This is a genomic window from Stakelama portus, assembly GCF_003171655.1.
Classification (GTDB): Bacteria; Pseudomonadota; Alphaproteobacteria; order Sphingomonadales; family Sphingomonadaceae; genus Sphingomonas; species Sphingomonas portus.
The window spans coordinates 379,913-395,027 of sequence record NZ_QFZL01000003.1 but is presented as its reverse complement, the minus strand read 5'-3'; the positions used below and the strand labels follow the sequence as shown (position 1 = coordinate 395,027).

17 protein-coding genes are annotated in these 15,115 nt (G+C 66.3%); 1 reads left to right on the top strand and 16 read right to left on the bottom strand.

Annotated elements, in window-relative coordinates; translation table 11 throughout:
* Positions 1–109 precede the first annotated feature (109 nt).
* A complete protein-coding gene (locus DKB74_RS10480; RefSeq protein WP_161956846.1) occupies positions 110–1,183 on the top strand; it encodes a CaiB/BaiF CoA transferase family protein in 1,074 nt (357 codons plus the stop codon).
* A 19-nt stretch (positions 1,184–1,202) separates the two neighbouring features.
* On the opposite strand, the gene DKB74_RS10475 is transcribed toward DKB74_RS10480, so the two are convergent.
* The 16 genes from DKB74_RS10475 to fliF all read right to left on the bottom strand — a co-directional run bounded on the left by DKB74_RS10475 (position 1,203) and on the right by fliF (position 15,112).
* Positions 1,203–1,604: a flagellar export chaperone FliS gene (locus tag DKB74_RS10475; RefSeq protein ID WP_109808075.1), complete on the bottom strand. Its 402-nt coding sequence runs from the start codon at positions 1,602–1,604 to the stop codon at positions 1,203–1,205.
* Between the two features lie 4 nt (positions 1,605–1,608).
* Complete coding sequence (gene fliD, locus DKB74_RS10470; protein ID WP_109808074.1) at positions 1,609–3,027, bottom strand: flagellar filament capping protein FliD; 1,419 nt, start codon at positions 3,025–3,027, stop codon at positions 1,609–1,611.
* Between the two features lie 43 nt (positions 3,028–3,070).
* Positions 3,071–4,207, bottom strand: coding sequence for an EscU/YscU/HrcU family type III secretion system export apparatus switch protein (locus DKB74_RS10465; protein WP_109808073.1), 1,137 nt, complete (start codon positions 4,205–4,207; stop codon positions 3,071–3,073).
* The gene (fliR, locus tag DKB74_RS10460) at positions 4,207–4,983 is read right to left on the bottom strand and encodes a flagellar biosynthetic protein FliR (protein ID WP_239987464.1); all 777 of its coding nucleotides are present in this window, start codon (positions 4,981–4,983) and stop codon (positions 4,207–4,209) included. Before fliR ends, DKB74_RS10465 begins: the two co-directional genes overlap by 1 nt.
* A gap of 138 nt (positions 4,984–5,121) precedes the next feature.
* Positions 5,122–5,391, bottom strand: coding sequence for a flagellar biosynthesis protein FliQ (gene fliQ, locus DKB74_RS10455; RefSeq protein ID WP_109808071.1), 270 nt, complete (start codon positions 5,389–5,391; stop codon positions 5,122–5,124).
* Between the two features lie 126 nt (positions 5,392–5,517).
* A complete protein-coding gene (fliP, locus tag DKB74_RS10450; RefSeq protein WP_420822407.1) occupies positions 5,518–6,285 on the bottom strand; it encodes a flagellar type III secretion system pore protein FliP in 768 nt (255 codons plus the stop codon).
* 155 nt (positions 6,286–6,440) lie between these two features.
* A complete protein-coding gene (locus tag DKB74_RS10445) occupies positions 6,441–6,695 on the bottom strand; it encodes a flagellar biosynthetic protein FliO (protein ID WP_109808070.1) in 255 nt (84 codons plus the stop codon).
* On the bottom strand, positions 6,692–6,991 hold the full coding sequence (fliN, locus tag DKB74_RS10440; protein WP_109808069.1) for a flagellar motor switch protein FliN: 300 nt from the start codon (positions 6,989–6,991) through the stop codon (positions 6,692–6,694). The genes DKB74_RS10445 and fliN overlap by 4 nt, the downstream gene beginning before the upstream one ends.
* Entirely contained in the window at positions 6,988–7,932 is a 945-nt protein-coding gene (locus DKB74_RS10435; RefSeq protein WP_109808068.1) for a flagellar motor switch protein FliM, read from the bottom strand. Before DKB74_RS10435 ends, fliN begins: the two co-directional genes overlap by 4 nt.
* A 6-nt stretch (positions 7,933–7,938) precedes the next feature.
* Positions 7,939–8,556: a flagellar basal body-associated FliL family protein gene (locus tag DKB74_RS10430; RefSeq protein ID WP_109808067.1), complete on the bottom strand. Its 618-nt coding sequence runs from the start codon at positions 8,554–8,556 to the stop codon at positions 7,939–7,941.
* A gap of 17 nt (positions 8,557–8,573) precedes the next feature.
* The gene (locus tag DKB74_RS10425; protein WP_109808066.1) at positions 8,574–9,875 is read right to left on the bottom strand and encodes a flagellar hook-length control protein FliK; all 1,302 of its coding nucleotides are present in this window, start codon (positions 9,873–9,875) and stop codon (positions 8,574–8,576) included.
* Between the two features lie 35 nt (positions 9,876–9,910).
* Positions 9,911–10,342, bottom strand: a complete 432-nt coding sequence (locus DKB74_RS10420; RefSeq protein WP_109808065.1) for a hypothetical protein — start codon at positions 10,340–10,342, stop codon at positions 9,911–9,913.
* Complete coding sequence (locus DKB74_RS10415) at positions 10,335–11,666, bottom strand: FliI/YscN family ATPase (protein WP_109808064.1); 1,332 nt, start codon at positions 11,664–11,666, stop codon at positions 10,335–10,337. Before DKB74_RS10415 ends, DKB74_RS10420 begins: the two co-directional genes overlap by 8 nt.
* On the bottom strand, positions 11,660–12,409 hold the full coding sequence (locus tag DKB74_RS10410; RefSeq protein ID WP_109808063.1) for a FliH/SctL family protein: 750 nt from the start codon (positions 12,407–12,409) through the stop codon (positions 11,660–11,662). Before DKB74_RS10410 ends, DKB74_RS10415 begins: the two co-directional genes overlap by 7 nt.
* On the bottom strand, positions 12,402–13,415 hold the full coding sequence (gene fliG, locus DKB74_RS10405) for a flagellar motor switch protein FliG (protein WP_109808062.1): 1,014 nt from the start codon (positions 13,413–13,415) through the stop codon (positions 12,402–12,404). The genes DKB74_RS10410 and fliG overlap by 8 nt, the downstream gene beginning before the upstream one ends.
* Positions 13,412–15,112, bottom strand: coding sequence for a flagellar basal-body MS-ring/collar protein FliF (fliF, locus tag DKB74_RS10400; RefSeq protein ID WP_109808061.1), 1,701 nt, complete (start codon positions 15,110–15,112; stop codon positions 13,412–13,414). The genes fliG and fliF overlap by 4 nt, the downstream gene beginning before the upstream one ends.
* Positions 15,113–15,115 lie beyond the last annotated feature (3 nt).

The window sequence follows — 15,115 nt, the reverse complement described above, 5'->3', positions numbered from 1 at the left end:
CCTGTCCCGCTAGCGGAATTGCGGGACGGAAACCACCGCCAAGCCGCTTTGTCTGGCCCGCCCGCTACGACTATTACCGCATCATGGGGCGATTCGAGGGGAAGGGCGCGTGGAATTTACGCACGGACCACTGGCTGGCGTAAGGATTATCGAATTCGGTTCGACCGGTCAGGTGCCGCTCGCGGGGATGTTGCTGGCCGATATGGGATGCGACGTCATCCGCATCCGGCGCAGCGCACCGGACGGCAGCGCGGTTGCGCCGTCGCTGTTTCGCGGGCGCTCCGAATTGTCGCTCGATCTTTCCGATCCCGCAGCGCGCGAACAGGTCTTCGCGCTGATCACGCTCGCCGACGGGCTGATGGAAGGATTCCGTCCGGGCACGATGGAGGAGCTGGAGCTCGATCCGGCCCGTTGCATCAATGCCCATCCCGGGCTGGTGTATGGCCGCGCGGGCGGATGGGGGCTCGACGGCCCGCTGTCGGGACGCGGCGGCAACGATATCAACCATCTGGCGATCAGCGGCGCACTGCATGCGATCGGCACCGAAGATACACCGGTCCCGCCGCTCAATCTGGTCGGCGAATGCGGCAGCGCGCTCTATCTGGCGCTCGGCATGGTCGCGGGCATCCTGTCGTCCCAGGCGACCGGCAGGGGCCAGGTGATCGACGCGGCCCAGGTCGATGGTTCGGCGTCGATGATGACGCTGCATTACGCGCTCCACGCCGGGGGCCGCTGGCATGACCGGCGCGCGGCCAATCTGGTCGATGGCGGCGCGCCCTTCTATCGCTGCTATGCCTGTGCCGATGGCCGCCATGTCGCAGTGGGGGCGCTCGAACCCGTCCATTTCCGCGCGTTATGCGAGGGGCTGGAAATCGCACCGGATCGTTTCAAACAGTTCGACCGCAGCTGCTGGCCGGACATGGAATCGGCATTTGCCGAGGCATTTTCGGCGCGCCCGCGCGAAGGCTGGGCAGAGCGGTTCGCCGATCTGGACGCATGCGTGTCGCCCGTGCTGTCGCTCGCCGAAGCGCCGCATCATCCGCATAACATGGCGCGCGGCCTGTTCGGATCGCCGCTCGGAATGCTGCAGCCGATGCCTGCGCCGCGCTTTTCCGGATCGCCCGCCCAGGCCGTGGCGCAACAGCCCGAGGATGTCGAAACCATCCTCTCACGCTGGCAATGACGGTCGCGACGGCGGATATTCAGCTCGCCCGCACCGCGCTCCACGCACCCGCGATTTCCTGAAGGCTGTCGGCCGCGTCGCGAAGCGGGGCGGGATCGATGCCGGTCGACGCCGCCAGCACCTGCTGGCGCAGCCCGTGATAGAAGGTCGCCAGCGTTCGCGCGATTTCGCCGCCCTGATCGAAATCGAGCCCGGCCTCCAGCGCGAACAGAATCGCCGTCGCGCGCGAGATCCGGTCGTTGCGCACGCGCGCCTGTCCCTGCTCGATCGCAAAGGCGGCGGCGCGCAACGCGCTGACGCCTTCTTCGTAGAGCAGCCCGACCAGCCGATGCGGATCGGCCTCGCCCGTCCGACCGGCGATGTCGATCCGCCGATAGGTTTCCGCAGGACTGCGGGCGAGAGGGGAGGCATAGCGGTTCATGGGTTCAGTTGCTCGACGCGTTCCACGCATCGACCTGCTGCTTGATGAAGTCCTGAGTCGCCTTGTACGAAGCGACCTTGGCATCCATCGCCGCATATTGCTGAGTCAGCCGGGTGCGCAGGCTTTCGGCGGCGGTCAGCGCCGCTTCGTGCCGCTCATCCAGATCGTCCTGCTTGTCGGTATAGCGCGTCTGGCTGGCGGCGAGGCCGGTCTTGGCGCTCGACGCGGCAGCGGAGATATCCGCCATTTTCGACGGCAGTCCGTTCGCTGCGGCGAACATCTTTTCGACCGAATCGGGAAAACGCGCCAGCGCGGCCTCCAGCCGTTCGGTATCGACCGAAAGCGTGCCGTCGCGATTGGTGGCAACGCCGATTTCGGCCAGCGTCGTCGGCGTTCCCGCCGGCGCATCGGCGATCAGCGGCGCGAGCGTAAGCCCGCTCAGCGAACGCGACAGCGTGCGCACCGCCGAATCATTCTTCAGCGTGCCGGTCGAAACATCGGTCGCATCGCCGATCATCCCCAGATACTGGTTATAGGTATCGACGAAATCGCTGACCACCGCGCTCAGCGCGGCAGTGGGGCGTTCGGATCCCAGCTTCAGCGTCGTGCCCGGCGCCGCCTTTGACAGGTTGATCTTCACCCCCGGGATCAGGTCGGTGATGGTGTTGCTGCCGCGCCGGACGGCAATACCGTCGACGGCAACGATCGCGTCGGCTGCGGCGGTGCCGATGGTCGTGCCGGTCGCGCCGACACCGATGTCGAGTGCGGCGAGCCCTTCATCGCCTTCGGTTTCGGCGGCGGTCAGCGTGAATGCCTGGTCCGCGCCCGTGGCGCTCTTGAGCACGAGGCGCGCGCCGTCGGCATCGGTCAGGATCGATGCCGTAACCCCCGCCTTGGCCGCGTTGATCGCGTCGGCAACCCCCTGGAGCGTCGCATCATCCTCGCCGATCACGATATCGAATGTTTTCTCGCCGGCAGTGAAATCGGTCATCGCGCCGTCGCTGACGCTCGCCGAGCCGAACGTCAGCGTCAGCGTGCCGGTGCCGATCCGCGCATCCGCGCCCGCGATCACGCCGGTGCTGGCAACCTGGGCAGAGGCGAGCTGGCGCACTTCGATCTGCGCGTCGAGGCCGCTGACGCTCGCACCCGATAGCGCCGATACCGACAGGATCGAACTGTCCGAGCTGGTCGGCTGAGTCGCCAGGCTGCCGTCGGTGGCGCGCGATTTGAGCGCGCCCGCAAAGCCGGTGATGCCCGACAGCAGATCGCCGACCGCAGATATCTGCGTGTCGAGCGTTTCGCTGTTGGTGTCATATTTGCTGGTTTCGGCGGCATATTGCGCGTCGACCAGATCGCTGACGAGCTGCTTGGTGTCGATGCCCGACCCGGCGCCCAGCGTGGATATGATCGATGCCGTCGTCACTTACGTCCTCCTGATCCGATGGACGGCCGCGCGCGCGCCGCCTTTAGCGTTTTGCGCCCGGTTGCAGACCATTTTCGTCGAACAATGCGGTTTGCGGCAGGTCGATCGACGGCGCCGCGCCGCCGGCGCTGCGATTGATGCCGAAGACAAAGGCCAGGACTGTCGCGACTGCCATATACAGGTCGTCGCGGATCTCCTGCCCCTCGCGGCTGGTATAATAGCAGGCACGGGCGAGCGCCGGATATTCGAGCACCGGCACGGCGAACTCCGCGGCGAGTTCGCGGATCGCCAGCGCGGTCTGGCCGCGCCCCTTGGCGACCACCACCGGCACCTGATCATTGCCCTGGTCATAGCGCAGCGCGACCGAAAAATGCGTCGGGTTGGTGATCACGACATGCGCCGTCTGCACGCTCTTGCGCAGCCCGCCCTTGACGATTTCGCGCTGGCGCTGGCGCTGCGCCGCCTTGTTTTCGGGCGACCCTTCGCTTTCCTTGTGCTCGTCCTTCACTTCCTGCTTGGTCATTTTGAGCTTGCCGAGATGGCGGACGATCTGAACCGGCAAATCGATGCCCGCGATCAGGGCGAGCCCCCCGGCCATGGCAAAGATCAGCGCGACGAATTGTCCGCCCAGCGCGCCGATGGCGCTGTCGATATCCGATGAGACGAGCCCCATCATCGATCCCGATGCGCTGCTGAGCATCCAGGCGCCTATCGAAACCAGCAGCACGACCTTGAGCAGCGATTTGCCGAGTTCGATCCAGCCATTGGGGCCAAAGATACGCTTGAGCCCCGATGCAGGATTGATCCGCGATCCCTTGGGCGCGATCAGCTTGCCGTTCCATGTCAGCGCGCCGATCCCCGCCTGGCTCGCCACGGCAGCGATCATCACCAGCACGAGCAGGCTGGCGAGCGAAGGCGCCAGCTTCCACCCCGCTTCGACAAGCGCGCGCCAGGGTTCGAAATCCTCGATATCGGCGCGACCAAAGGTAAAGCTCGCGCGCATCACTTCGCGGCAGGCCGACAGCATCGCCGGCCCCATGAACGCCATCCAGCCGCACCCCGCCAGCACCACCAGCGCCGCAGCGAAATCGCGCGACTTGAGGACATTGCCGTCCTCGCGCGCCTTGCGCTTGCGTTTCGGGGTTGGTGCCTCGGTCTTTTCGCCGAATGACTCCGCCATCAGCCGAGCACCAGCGTCTGCGAAGCTTCAAGCGCTTCGTGGATGATGACCTGCAGATAATCGCCCATTGCGGGCAGCGCGATCAGGATCGCGATCACCCCCATCGCCAGGCTGGCCGGCAGGCCCACCGCGAACAGGTTGAGTGCGGGCGCCGAGCGCGACAGCATGCCGACGATCACATTGACGCAGAGCAGCAGGAAGCCGACCGGCAGCGCGAGCAGCAACCCGGCCAGAAACGCATAGCCGCCGAACAGCGCGATGTTGAGCAGTCGCTGCGGATTGAGCCACGCCTCGCCCGGCGGCATCAGTTCATAGCTGCGCACGACCAGGTCGACGAGCACGAGATGCCCGTCGACCGACAGGAACAACAAAGTCAGCAGCACCGACAGGAACTGGCCGAGCGCCGGAGTCGAGGTCTGGCTTTGCGGATCGACTGCCTGGGCAAAGCCCAGCCCCATCGAAATGCCCATCACTTCGCTGGCGACGAGCGGCGCGGAAAAGGCGATTTGCAGAACGAAACCGATGGCAAGGCCGATCAGCGCTTCGGCTGCGACCATCAACATGGTGGTGATCGAGAAGATGTCTTCGGGCGGCACCACCGGCGCGGCGTGCATTGTCAGCACGCCGATCGCGCCGGTCAGCGCGATGCGCGCGGGCAGCGGCACCGAAACCGCGCTGAACACCGGCGCGGCCAGAAACGCCGCACCGACGCGCACCATCACGAACAGCAACGCCCAGAGCTGCGGCTCGACAGAAAGGCCGAAGCCCATGGTCATACCCGCGAGCTCCACTGCCCCCGTGCGTCCCGAGCGCAGTCGAGGGACGTATCGCCGGCGCGCGGCCAGCGTGTCTCGACTTCGCACGACACGAACGGTTGGTTGTTCGACGGAAATGGGCTGGCGGGCGGCACCGCGCTATCGCACCAGCTCGGGAATGCGCGCGAAGATATCGATGGTGAAATCGCTGAGCAGCCCCAGGATCATGCCCCCGAAAATGACGAGGCTGAACCCGACGATGGCCAGCTTGGGCACGAACGACAAAGTCTGTTCGTTGATCGAGGTTGCCGCCTGCACCATGCCGAGCACCAGACCCGAAAGCAGCGCCGGAATCAGGATCGGTGCCGATGCCAGCGCCAGCACCCATACCGCCTGCCGCGCGACGGAAAGGAAATAATCAGCGTCCATCAACCTGCACTCCAGTAAATTCCCGTTGGGGCTGAGCTTGTCGAAGCCCCGCGTTCCGCGAGCGCTGCGCTCGTGGGTTCTCGCCCTTCGACAGGCTCAGGGCGAACGGTGCGCTTCCTTCGTCCGTCACGTCACGAAACTCGAAGCGAGCGACCCCATCGTCAGCGCCCATCCGTCGACAAGGACGAAGAGGAGCAGCTTGAAGGGCAGCGAAATGATCGTCGGCGACATCATCATCATGCCCAGGCTCATCAGCACCGTCGCGACCACAAGGTCGATCACGATGAACGGCAGGAAGACGAGAAAGCCGATCTGGAACGCGGTCTTCAGCTCGCTGGTCACGAATGCGGGCAGCAGCACCGAAAAGGGCGTGTCTTCCGGCTTGGCGATCGGCCCCGTCTTGGCCATGTCGGCAAACATGGTGACGTCTTTCACCCGCGTCTGCTTGAGCATGAAGGCGTGGAGCGACTTGCCGACACCCGAAATCATCTCGGTCGAGCTGATCTGTCCGGCGGCATAGGGCTGGATCGCGGTCGTGTTCGCCTGATTGACCACCGGCGCCATCACGAAGAAGCTCAAAAACAGCGCGAGCCCGATCAGTACCTGATTGGGCGGGGTCTGTTGCAGGCCCAGTGCCTGACGCAGGATCGCCAGCACGATCACGATCCGGGTGAAGCTGGTCATCATCAGGATGATGCCCGGCAGGATCGTGAGCAGGCCCATGATGATAAGGACCTGAAGCGACAGGCTGAGCGGTGCGTCATTGCCGCCCAGATCGCCCAGCGCGCGATCGAGCGCATCGCCGACCCCCGGCGTCGCGGGAGCCGGCAACGGCGCCCCTTGCGCAAAGGCGGGCGTCGCGAACAGCATCACCGCCAGAAGAGCCGCAACCATAAGCCGCACGTCGCCCCTGCGCAGGCAGCGGCCCATGGCTGAAGCATATCGCGCAATCGCTTGAAACAGATGCGCTGTCGCCTGTGTCAGCGCTTCGGCGACACGCGACAGCAACAGGCTCGCGCCTTCGCAGGAGCGACGGGCTGGAACGAAAATCATCCCTCGCCCCGATCGACCAGAGTCACGCCGGAGCGCGCGACCGATACAAGCAGGCGGCGCCCCTCGAAATCGACGACCGCCAGCCGGACGCCGGGCGAAACCATCATCGTTTCCTTCACCTGGATCATCCGCTCGCCCTGCGCGCGCGGCAGCCGCCCCTCGAGCTTGCGCCAGAGATAGAGGCAGCCGATCAGCAAGCCGCAGACGAGCGGCAGCAGGATGACCAGCTTCAGGACATAGGCCCAGATCATGCGTTGGCGACTCGCTTCTCCGGATTGACCAGCTCGGTCATCCGCACCCCGAACTTGTCGCCCACCGTCACCACTTCGCCGCGGCCGATCAGCGTGCCGTTGACGAAGACGTCGAGCAGTTCATTGGCTTCGCGGTCGAGCTCGATCACGCTCTCTTCGCCCAGCGCGAGCAATTCGCGCAGCGACAGGCTGGTCGAGCCGATCTCTACCGTAAGCTTTACGCCGACGTCCTGCAGCAGCCGGAAATTGGCCGCCAGCGCCGCGTCGACCGGAAATGCGCCGGTCATGTCGTTCATTGGAAATCCCCCTCTTCAAATTCCTCGATCGCCGTCAGGCGGACGGCGGCAAACCCATTGGCGGTGCCGACCTGGCCGGTGCCCAGCCGGCGGTCGCCGACCATCACCGGGACTTCGGGACCGAATTCGATCGGTATGATGTCGCCGGTCTTGAGCTCCATCAGCCGGCCCAGCGCGATCGTCGGTTCGGCAAGAACCGATCGGACCGGCAGTTTCACCGACATCACCGCGCGGGTCAGCTCGGTGCGCCATTGCGGTTCGACATCGGCCTGCGCCGACCGGACCTTGGCGGTCAGCTTCGCGCCATGCGGCTTCAGCCCGGCGACCGGATAGACGAGATCGATAAAGGCAGGAGCGGCGTCGCCCGCCGCAAAGCCGAAGCGAGTCACCACCATCGGCGCCTCGCCCAGATCGGGTGCGGAGGCGCAGCTGGCATCGGAAACTTCGGCGAAATCGATCTTCGATACCGGTTCCCACGCAGTGCGCAGCGGCGCGATCATGCCGCGCGCGATCCGCGCGACCATCGTTTCCGCCGATGTCGTGAACTCCTCGGGCATCGGCGAAGGCGCTTCGCCCTCGCCGCCGAAAAACGCATCGAGCATTTCGAGCACCAGCGCCCCGTCGATCACGATCAGCGCGCGCGCACGCCCCGGCTCCATCGCCAGCGGCTGCCATGCGGTCAGACCGTCGCCGCGTTCAGCGCGGTAATCGGAAAAACGCTGCACGACCAAGGGTTCGGCCCAGCAGCGCAGCTCGCGCCGCATCATCGCTTCGAGCATCGGCTTCAGCCCCTTGGCCAGTCGTGCCGAAAGATGCTGGAGCGTTACCAGGTCGCCGAACGGATTGAGCGGCGACGACCCCAGTGCCGGGGCGTGATCCGCTCCGGCCCGGGGGCGTTCGCGCCGTTCGGGCGCCTGCGTTTCTGAAAGGGCGTTAACCATGCCCGTTCACTGAACAATGAAATTGGTAAAGTAGACGTTACCAATCCCCCCAAAACCCTCTTTTTGTTTGAGCACGCCGTTGATCGCATCGACCAGACGCTTCTGAAGCTGGCGCTTGCCCTCGACGGTGAACACCTGTTCCTCGGTGGTTTCGCTCAGCGTCATCAACACCGCCGATCGCACCGCGATTTCGTGCGTGCGCAGGTTCTGGATCACGCGGTCGTCATAATGTGTCGCCACGGCCAGCCCCACCTGGATGAAATGCACGCTGTTCTGAAGGTTCGAAGTGAACTCCTTTTCGAGCGTGTAGTAATTGGAGGCATATTGCTCGCCGCCCTGGCCCTCGGGCGTCGGCGTGCCTTCATGGCTTTCCCCGCCTTCTTCACCATGGCCGCCGCCTTCTTCGCCGGCGCGCTTCTGCTCGGATTTGGGGACGAGGCCGGGCTCATCGACTTTTGCGGCATGATCGCCGCCGCCGCCCAGCCATCCGGCCTGCGCGGCATAGAGGCCACCGCCCACGCCGCCGCCGACCAGGACAAGCAGCCCGACGATCAGCAGCAGCATTTTCATCAATCCGCCCTTTTTCTTCTTGGGCTTGGTACCTTCGGTCGTTTCGTCGCTCATCTTCGGCTCCCGGATGATCAGGCAATACGGTCAGTAAGAATGTCTTCGGCGGTGTCCCCGGCGCGCGCGGCGGCCGGCGCATCGGAAAGCACCGGCTGCGCCGGGGCGGCGGGACGTTGCTCGCCCCCGGCCGTGCCCGCGCCCGACTGGCCCGCATCGGCCAGTGTCTGCGACAGGCGAATGCCGCGCGCTTCGGCAAGTTCGGTGAGGCGCGGCGCCGCGTCCGCGAGCATCGCGCGCGCGGCATGTTCGTGCGCGTCGATCCGGACATGCGTCGAATCACCCTGGCGATGGACCGAGATATCAATCCGACCCAGCGCATCGGGCGACAGTCGCAGCCGGGCGACGCGCGTGCCGCCGGCATCGCGCAGCACGTCGATATGGTCGATCATATCCTCGACCCAGCCATCGCCGGTCATGTCGAGCTGCGCCTCGCTGCCCCCCGCAGCGGCGGCGACGGCACGAACATCGGCGGCAGCCCCCGCTCCGCCCGCGATCAGCGCTTCCAATCCTCCCGTACCGCCCGTGGCGGCGCCCGGCGCACGCCGGTCCTCCAGCGCCCAGTCGCCGATCGCCGCGCGCGGCATGATGTCGCGGACCAGCGGATTGGCGGGCATCGGCAGCGCGGCGGCAAGCGCGATGTTCGGCGCTCCGGCGGTCTGGATCGCGGAAGATACACTCTCCGCCTGAACCGGAGCGACGGCGGAGGACGGCGCGCCGTTCGGCACTGTCGGTATCGCCGGTTGCACGGTCGCGCCGCCCATGGGCGGCGTGGTCGACGCCGGTGCAACGGCGCCATCAGCCTTCGCGATTCCCTGCGGGCCGCTTCCAACCGTCCCCCCGAACGGTGGAAGCGGCGCCGCAGCAGTGCGCGAGGCACTGTTCGAAACCTCTATGCCCCCGGTCTGCGCCGGGGCGGTTTGCGGCGCTGTCGCCGCATCTGCCGAACCCGCGTCCGCGCCGCCCGGCAATCCGCGCGAGAGCGGCGTGCGCGACAGGACCGGCGCGGGCCGATCGGCGGTCGCATTGGCCGCCGCGCCGCTGTCATCCGGCTGCGGGGCGACGCCCGGCATCCAGCCGAACAACACGTCTTCCGCGCCGTCCTCTTCGGTCTCGCCGTCTCCCGCGGCGGCAACCGGCAAATTCTTGCCGCTTCCGGCAATCGCCTGCCGTTCGTGCCCGGCAAGCTTGCCATCGGGTGTGCGATCGATGCGAACATCCGCCAGCGCGATCGCAAACCCGCTCGAACCGGCCGAAAGCGGCGCGGATTCAGGCCTGACGCTGGCCGGACCGGCAACCGAGATCGCGGAAATCTGCACCCTGAAACTCCCAGTGACGTTACGTCACCGGATACTCAGCAAGGATCGTGCCGTTTTCGCCGGATTGGCGGCAGTTTTTCCAGCTCGCGCAGCGCGCGCAGCGCCGCATCGGCCTCTTCGCGTGCGATCAGCTTTTCGACGGCATTCTGGTCGCGCTTCGCCTCGCGCGTCGCGACGCGGGCGGCGTCGAGCCCCTGTTCGGCTTGTTCGATCCGCTTGTCGGACGCTTCGGCGGTGCGATGCAGCCGCTCGCGAAAATGCGCGGCGGCGATCAGGCTGGTCGCGGCGATCGGCGCGGGTGCAGGCGCGGGCGCGACATTGTGCGACAGTTTCAATATGCGTTCGCGCATCGCCATTTCCTCGGCGACGCGCATCCGCGCCTCGGCTTCCTCGGCGCGCACCTGATGCAACTGCAGCGACCGGACCCGGTGGAGCCGGTCGAGCCGCCGCGCTTTGGCGTCAGCCATCGCCGAACACGCCGGTCAGCTCCGCAATCGCCTCGTCGAGCGACACGCTCGTATCGGCGTCCTGGCGGATATATTCCAGGATCGCCGGATGACAGGCGATGGCGTTGTCGATCGCCGCATCGGCCCCGGCACGATAGGCACCCATCAGCACCAGATCGCGATTTTCCTCATAGGTGGCGAGGTGACGGCGCAGCACGCGGGCGGCATGGATATGCTCCTTGCCCGCAATATCGGTCATCACGCGGCTTACCGAAGGCCCCAGGTCAATCGCGGGATAGACACCGCGTTCGGCCAGTTGCCGGCTCAGCACGATATGGCCGTCGAGGATCGAGCGCGCGCTGTCGACGACCGGATCATTGCCATCATCGCCATCGGCAAGCACGGTATAGATCGCGGTGATCGATCCGCCCGAGCTGACACAGGTTCCCGCGCGCTCGATCAGGCTGGGCAGCATCGCAATGGCGCTGGGCGGATAGCCGCGCGCCGATGCCGGTTCGCCCAGCGCCAGTCCGATTTCGCGACCGGCATGGGCGACGCGGGTCAGGCTGTCCATGATCAGCAGGACCTTCTTGCCCTCGGCGCGGAAGCTTTCGGCAATCGCCGTGGCGCGCAACGCGCCACGAATGCGCAGCACCGGGGAATGATTGGCCGGGACCGCGACGACGACCGAGCGCGCACGCGCTTCGCCCGCCACTTTGGTTTCCAGAAAATCGGCGACTTCGCGCGAGCGTTCGCCGATCAGGCCGATCACCACCACATCGGCCTGCGCCGCGCGCACCATCATGCCGAGCAGCACCGATTTGCCGACGCCGGATCCGGCCATGATGCCGACGCGCTGGCCCTGTCCAATGGTCAGCAGCCCGTTGATCGCCCGGACCCCGACATCCATCGGCTGAAGCACGCGCCCGCGATCGAGCGGCGATTGAAGCTTGCCCGCCAGCGGCCAGCGGCCAGCGCCGCGAATCGGGCCCAGCCCGTCGATCGGCTTGCCCGCGCCATCGACCACGCGGCCCAGCAGCGCGGCGCCGACTTCGGCTTCGCCCGGCGGGCCGATCGGGCGCACCGGCGCATTGGGCAGCAGCGCCGCCGGCCCCCCCAGGTTCATCAGCAAGGTGCGGCCCGAACGAAACCCGATCACTTCGGCTTCGACCCGATCGCCTCCCGCCGCGCCGACCGCACAGACGGTTCCGACCGGCAGGGTCAACCCGACGGCCTCCATCAACAGCCCGTCATAGGACGCTAGCCGTCCCGAAACCTTGGGCTTCGGCGCGAAATCGGCGACGTTGAGCCCTTCGAGATATTCGTGGGAGAAATCGTTCAGCATGACGGCGGTATCGGCACCCGGTCGATCGCTTCGGCCAGCTGTTCGATCCACAGATCGGGCCCGTCCTCGACAATGGTCGACGCGCTTTCGATGACGAAGCTGCCGCGTCCGATATGCGGATCGCCGACCGGGAAGATATTGCGCGGCAATCGGCCCGACAGCAGCGCGACATCGTCGGGATGCACGCGCAGCAGCGCCGATTCGGCATTGTCGGCAAGCATGTCGACTGCCGCTTCGATCCGCGCGGCGAGCATGTCCGGCGCGATGCCCAGTTCGCCCACCAGCTTGCGCACCAGATGGAGCACGGTCTGGCGGATCTGCGCGGCAAGCCGGTCGCGATCGAAATGCGTTCCTGCGGATAGCGATTGCGACACTTGTTCGAGCAGCACCAGTTCCTGCGACCGGGTGGCGGCGGCTTCGGCAAGCGCGGCGGCGCGCCCCTCGGCAAAGCCCTTTTCCCGCGCATCGGCAATCGGATCGGAAAAGCCCGCCTGCTCCGATGTCGGCGGCAGGACTTCGCCGTCGAACGGATCCCATCCCTCGGTCGGGTTGGTTCCGGGATTGGCCGGGCTGAAATGGCGCGGCTGAACCGGGTCCTGCTCGGTCTCGGCTTCGGGACGGCCGACGATGCGCATCGCGTCGCCCGGCGAAAATCCGCCATTGCCCGTGTCGGCAAAGGCGCGTTCGAGCGCGACTTCGGCCGCGACCTGGCGGCTGGCGAATCCGGGGACAAACTCAGACATATTCGTCGTCCTCACCGCCCGGCATCTGGATCGTGCCATCCTTCACCAGCGCACGGGCGATGCCGATCATCACCTTCTGCGCGTCGAGCACTTCGGCCATCTTCATCTGGCCGCGCGCTTCCATCTCGTCGCGAATGCCGTCGGCCGCGCGGCTCGACATGCAACCCAGGAAGCGATTGCGATCGTCTTCCTCGACACCCTTCAGCGCGCGGGCGAGCGTATCGGCATCGATGCTGCGGATCAGGGTCGAAAGATTCTTGTCGTCCAGATCGAGCAGATTGTCGAAGACGAACATCGCCTCTTCGATTTCCTTGGCGACTTTCTTGTCGATCTTGGAAAGGCGCGGCATCACCCGCGCTTCGGTGGCCTTGCGCGCACCCGACAGGATCTTTGCCGCTTCGCGCGTGCCGCCCAGCTGCAATCCGGCGGTCGGCTTCTTGCGGGCGCCTGCGCGCGTCTGAAGCATCGCCTTGAGTTCCTCGATCGCATCCGGCGGCACCGGCCCGAGCCGTGCCACGCGCCGCAAAATCTGGGGCTGCGCGGCTTCGGGCAGCGCCTCGAACACCTTGGCGGCGATATCGGGATCGAGATTGGCGAGCAGCACCGCCGCGATCTGGGGATGCTCGGTCTCGATCATCGATGCGATTTCATCGGGTTCGAACCATTCGAGCAGTTCGATGCCCGATTGCTGCTGCGCCGGCATGATCCGCGCGAGCACGCTTTCGGCGCGTTCGGGACCAAGCGCCTTGGTCATCATACCTTCGATCCGCGGACCCGGATCGAACCGGATGCCGGTCCGCGCGCGCGCCTTATAGACGAAATCGTCGAGCACCTGTTCGACTTCCATTTCGCTGACATCGGCAACGGCGAACATCGCCTTGCCCAGCGAACGGACTTCCTCGGGATCGAGCTTCTGCAGGATCGACGCCGCTTCCTCTTCGCCGACCAGCATCATCAGCACCGCGGCGCGCTCGACGCCGGTGAAATGGCGGGCCTGCACGTTCATTGGCCGTCTGCCCGGATCATGTCGCGCACCGCGAGCGCCGCGCGTGCCGGATTGTCGCGGGTAAAGCCGCGCACCGCGCCGACGCGCTCGTCATAGCTGGCGCTGCGATCGAGCGCCTCGATGCTGACCGGCGGACCGACCGCAGCGGGATCGCCGCCTTCGCCGGGCGCGCCATAATGCCCGCCCATCGCCAGTGCCGGGCGGTTCGGGGCGCCGCCTTCGTCACGCTTCTTGAGCAGCGCCTTTGCAAGCGGCCGCACCCCGAGCAGCAGGACGAGCAGCGCGATGACCAGCGCCGTGGCGTGGCGCGCCACCAGCGGCACCCAGCCCGCCTCATACCAGGCGGCGCCGGTTTCCATGGCCGGCACTTCGGAAAATTTGCGACTGATGACAGTCACCTTGTCGCCGCGCGACTGGTCATATCCCACCGCCGCACGCACCAGTTCGGTGATCTGGTTCATTTCGGCTTCGCTGCGCGGCTTGCCGTCGGTTTCGCGCAACAGGACCGCGACCGAAAGCCGCTGGACGCTGCCCGGCACCTGCCGCGTGACGGAGATTTCCTTGCCGAGGTCATAGGTGCGCGCGAAGCTGTCGGTCTGACGGACAACGGCGTTGGGGTCGGCGCCCGGCGCACCGCCGCCCGCACCCTGTTGCCCGCCCTGACCTTCAGGCGCGGAAAGCGTGGCATCGGCAGGCGGCGTGTTCGACAATGCGCCGGGAATGCCGCCCGGCGCCTGACCGTTGCGGTTGCCCGGCGTGCCGGTCCAATTGCCCTGTTCGGCGCGCAACGCGCCGCTGGGGTCATAGCTTTCGCGCGTCGCCTGGCTTTCGTTCAGATCGACATCGGCCTGAATTTCGGCCGTGAAATTGCCGGCGCCGAGCATCGGCGTCAGCAGCTGGACCAGCTTTTCGCGATAGTCGTTTTCGACGCGCCGTTCGAAATCGATGCGTTCATTGCCCGCGCTGCCACCCTTGTCGGCATCGCTGCCATGGCTGAGCAGGGCGCCCTGCTGATCGACGATCGTCACGGCATCGGGCTTCATGCCCGGCACCGACGACGCCACCAGATTGACGATCGAACGCACCTGCGCATCGCCAAGTGAGCGCCCCGGCTGCAATTTGACGATCACCGATGCCGAAGGTTCGGCATGGTCGCGCACGAATACCGAAGCTTCGGGCATGGCAAGGTGGACGCGCGCCTCGGCCACCGAATCGAGTTCGGTGATCGATCGCGCCATTTCGGTTTCGCGGGCCTGACGCAGCCTTTCGCCCTCGACGGCGCGGCTGGCGCCGAGCGGAAGCTGGTCGAGAATGGCATAGCCGCCCGGCGCCGCATGCGGCAGATCCTGGCTGGCGAGCAGCATCCGCGCCTTGTGATATTCGCTTTCGGCGACCGTGATCGAACCGGCGCCGTCGAACCCGGAATCGATGCCCGCGGCGTCGAGCGCCTGAACGACGGCGGCCTGATCGCCATCCGCCAGATTGGTGAACAGCACGCGCTGCGGCGGCGTCGAGATCACCGCCCATGCCATCGCCCCCGCGATCACCAGACCGACGAGGAAAATGAGCGGCAGGCTGCGCCGGATCAGCGCAGGGCTCACCATGCTGCTCATCTGATTGAGCGGATTGGCGAAGCCCGAAAGCGGGTTCGCCTGGACGGGCGCAGCGGGCTGCGGCTGGGTTGCTGGCGTGCTCATAGG